Genomic DNA, 3,738 nt, shown 5'->3' on the forward strand with positions numbered 1-3,738 from the left:
AAACGAAAAAAGATAAATAACAAAATATAAAAATTCGGCTTTAGCATAATCCGAAAAGTATCGCTTACAACTGCCCTACTTTTCTTATACTGAACCGTTATCTCTCATTTGAAAAAAACACTCAACATATTATTAATTTTGATTTCAATAGGAGTTTTGGTCTTTGTTGGAATAACTATTTTCGGAATTTCGATTATGGGAACAAAAACAGATGCGAAATATTTTAAAGGTGAAAAAAGTATAGTTTCTAAGTCAGAACAAAACCGAGTTTTATACTCTTATGGACTTGACACTTTGAATTGGGAAAAGTATGTGCTGAAAAGAAAAGTAAATCTAATTCTAAATAGAACCGAACGTGACTCAACAATTACCTTTAGATTTATTGACCCAAAAGATACACTTGACAATTATGGTTCAACACAATTTGTCAAATACAACAAGTCAATTTATATTGTAGGAGATAAACATCACATAATAGAATCAGAAAAGTATTTAAATAAGAATATTTCAAAATATCCATTTGACCTTTATGATTTAGTGGAATCTTATGATGACGCAAACGGAGCATTCTTATTTAATGCAGATTACGGAATTTTAAATGTAGAGGTTTGGTCAGCTGGTCGACAAATTTTTTATTTGCCAAATGACTCAATTGTGGATATTGAAAAAGAACTATTGCGGAAATAGAAATCGCGAAAAAACGAGAGATAACAACGTATAAAAATAATAGGGCAATTAGTTGCTTAATTCAATGACTTGTGCACTTTTGCGAAGTCGCCAAATTTTTAAATTTGGCTTATTGAGAAAAAAAGATAATAAGAAAAATTTAAAAATTCGGCTTGTGTTTAACCGAATGGTAACTGTCTATTTTCAGCCCTACTATTCTTATACAATTCCGTTCTAAAAAATCCATTAGGATCTATTAGAATTTGTTTGTTTTGTAGAAAAGATAGGATATATTTATATACTAGCCTTAGTGACAAAGTACTGTTGATCTCTCATGTGGAGAGCTCGCTATTCTAAGTGAAGACTCACTTACAGTACTTTTAAGCTACGATAAAGGTAGCTGTTAAAATTCACAAAGTCAAGTATATAACTATAATTTAAGAAATATTTCTACAAAATTCATTTAAAAGGGTTACGTTACAGGCTGCAACTCATATAAGTCACCGTTTTATATAAGCAACAGCCAAGGCAGTGAAAATAATAATAGGAAAGATCCTAAGGACTATAGTGCCTATTAAGGAGAAGTTAAGGCACATTTCAGAACACCGTATATAGTTCATTAAGAGTTTATGGTGACTTTAAAAAAAAGTGTTGTGAAAATCAGTCACCACTCTATTGTATAAATTAATTTTTAAGTAGTAATTTTAAAAATGAATTTATACATAGAGTTTATTACTGTATCAATAATACAGTAATCAAATCTCTTAACAAACCATATACTAACCGTTAGGCACAAGCACTCACGAAACCCTAAAAATCATTAACGTAGAAAAAAACAAGAAAAAGTGTAATAAAAACTTCTTTTGCTAATCTAAAGAGTAAATCATAAAAATATTTACAATGAGAAAATTAGCCATTTTATTAATTATCTTTTTTTATCAAACTACAACCTACTCACAATCTGAAAAATATTCTTTTAACGTTGAGATTAAAGGAAAAGGGAACCCAATAATTTTAATTCCTGGATTAGCCTCTTCTGGCAAAGTCTGGAAAGAAACAACAGACACATTAGAAAAAAAATACGAATGTCATATTTTAACTTTAGCAGGATTTGCGAATCAAAAAGCAATTTCGCTTGAAAAAGGGTATTTATCAGTTATAAAAAAAGAAATCACTAAATATATTCTGAATGAACTTAATCAAAAACCAATATTAATTGGACACAGTTTGGGTGGTTTTTTATCACTCTCAATTGCAAGTTCTCAACCTACATTATTAAGAAAAATAATTATTGTCGATTCATATCCTTTTTATTCATTAGCCTTCAATTCAAACGCTACAATAGAAAATGTAATTCCACAAGCGAAAATGATGAAAGAAATGGTTCTTTCAACTTCCGATAGCCTATTCGTTCAACAGCAAAGAAAGACAATGACTACTATGGTTACTGATTCTGTGAATATTAAAACAGCGACTGAATGGTCGTTACAATCGGACAGAAAAACAGTTGCTCAAGCAATGTATGAGATTATGACAACCGATTTAAGGAATGATATAGAAAAAGTAAAAATACCTATGCTTGTATTTGGAAGTTGGTATGGAGCAAAAGATTACGGAATAACAAAAGAGATTGTGCAGAAAAACTATGAAAATCAATTTTTAAAAGCAAAAAACTGTAAAATAGAAGTTGCAAAAACAGCAAAACACTTTATAATGTGGGACGAACCTAAATGGTTTATAAGTTTAGTTAAGTCTTTTATAGATTATGAAAAATAAAGAACAATATTTCCAACAAATCTACGAACAATTAAAAGATAAAATCTACAGGCTCTGTTTAGGCTTTATGGGAAATAAATCAGACGCAGATGATTTATACCAAGAAGTATTAATTAAAATATGGCGGAATTTAGAGAATTTTAGGAACGAAAGTAATATAAACACTTGGGTATATAGAATTACAACCAACACAGCATTATTTACGCTTAATAAAGAAAATAAATTAAACAAAAAAAATAGAGATTTCAAAGCAATAGAACAACCAACCGAAATCGAAAATTTTGAAACATCAGTTAATGAACAAAGAATAAAAAATCTTTATAAAGCCATATCAACACTAAAAGAAATAGATAGAATCATAATAGGTTTACTTTTAGAAGAGTGCAGTTATGCTCAAATATCAAATATTACAGGAATAAGTATTTCAAATGTTGGCGTACGAATTAGTAGAATCAAAAAATCTCTTAACAAAAAACTTAAATAAATATGGAACAAGATATAACAGATTGGAAAAATCTATGGAAAGTAGAGAAATCAACACCAATAGATATAAACGGACTATTAAAACATATTAATAATTTAGAGAAGAAAGGGAAATTAGAACGAATTACATTACTAATTTCTATTCCATTAACGATAATTTTATTGTTAACGATTCTTCCTGTTTTTACTAATATTTATAATTTAATATCAATTACTCTGATTAGCATAGGTATGTTAATGATACTTCTTCAAACATATAAAAGTAAATTTAGTTCAACCAATAAAAATATGCTGAATAATCAAGAATATGCTGAAACTCTTATTTCTAAACTAAAAGAAAGAATATTGACTACATCAAGGTATATGTGGATTTACGCTTTTTTATTAATTTCAGGTTTAAACTTTGGCTATATTGATATTTTAGAAAAGTTTAATATATCATTAATATCTAGAATTATTGGTCATTTAATATTATCAAGTGCAATGTTACTTCTTATATATTATTTAATAGAAAAAAGGAAAAAGGAAAACAATAAAGAAATACTACCTTTAATTGAATTTATTGATAACCTATGAAAATAATTGCCAGTGCCTAACAACGTATAAAATTAATTGCTTGGTTTTAGCCTACTTACGAAAGTCCCCGCGGACTTTCTATCTGTGATTTATTTGCTAACTTTAGTGCTTAAATCACGCAACTAATCTTATACAAACACGTTGGCAACTATTTGACCAACTCATCGATGAAAAACAACAATTCAGTAAATAAAAATAAACTAAATGAATTTATTGTCTGAATTTTGAATCGTTAAA

Annotated in this window: 4 protein-coding genes; all 4 read left to right on the forward strand. The window is 28.1% G+C overall.

What is annotated here, in order from left to right; all coding sequences use genetic code 11:
- Positions 1-108 precede the first annotated feature (108 nt).
- The 4 genes from Q0C58_RS01745 to Q0C58_RS01760 all read left to right on the forward strand — a co-directional run bounded on the left by Q0C58_RS01745 (position 109) and on the right by Q0C58_RS01760 (position 3,501).
- Complete coding sequence (locus Q0C58_RS01745; RefSeq protein ID WP_290696688.1) at positions 109-687, forward strand: hypothetical protein; 579 nt, start codon at positions 109-111, stop codon at positions 685-687.
- An 879-nt stretch (positions 688-1,566) separates the two neighbouring features.
- Positions 1,567-2,442 (forward strand): alpha/beta hydrolase, encoded by an 876-nt coding sequence (locus Q0C58_RS01750; RefSeq protein WP_290696690.1) that lies wholly within the window; start codon positions 1,567-1,569, stop codon positions 2,440-2,442.
- A complete protein-coding gene (locus Q0C58_RS01755) occupies positions 2,432-2,926 on the forward strand; it encodes an RNA polymerase sigma factor (protein ID WP_290696691.1) in 495 nt (164 codons plus the stop codon). The genes Q0C58_RS01750 and Q0C58_RS01755 overlap by 11 nt, the downstream gene beginning before the upstream one ends.
- A gap of 2 nt (positions 2,927-2,928) precedes the next feature.
- Entirely contained in the window at positions 2,929-3,501 is a 573-nt protein-coding gene (locus Q0C58_RS01760) for a hypothetical protein (protein ID WP_290696692.1), read from the forward strand.
- The last annotated feature ends 237 nt before the right edge of the window (positions 3,502-3,738 follow it).

Source organism: Lacinutrix sp. (genome assembly GCF_023299985.1).
In the GTDB taxonomy this organism is placed as follows: Bacteria; Bacteroidota; Bacteroidia; order Flavobacteriales; family Flavobacteriaceae; genus Lacinutrix.

Coding starts and splice junctions, on each gene's coding strand:
- Q0C58_RS01750 (WP_290696690.1), top strand. CDS start 1,567: ATGAGAAAATTAGCCATTTTATTAATTATCTTTTTTTATCAAACTACA.
- Q0C58_RS01755 (WP_290696691.1), top strand. CDS start 2,432: ATGAAAAATAAAGAACAATATTTCCAACAAATCTACGAACAATTAAAA.
- Q0C58_RS01760 (WP_290696692.1), top strand. CDS start 2,929: ATGGAACAAGATATAACAGATTGGAAAAATCTATGGAAAGTAGAGAAA.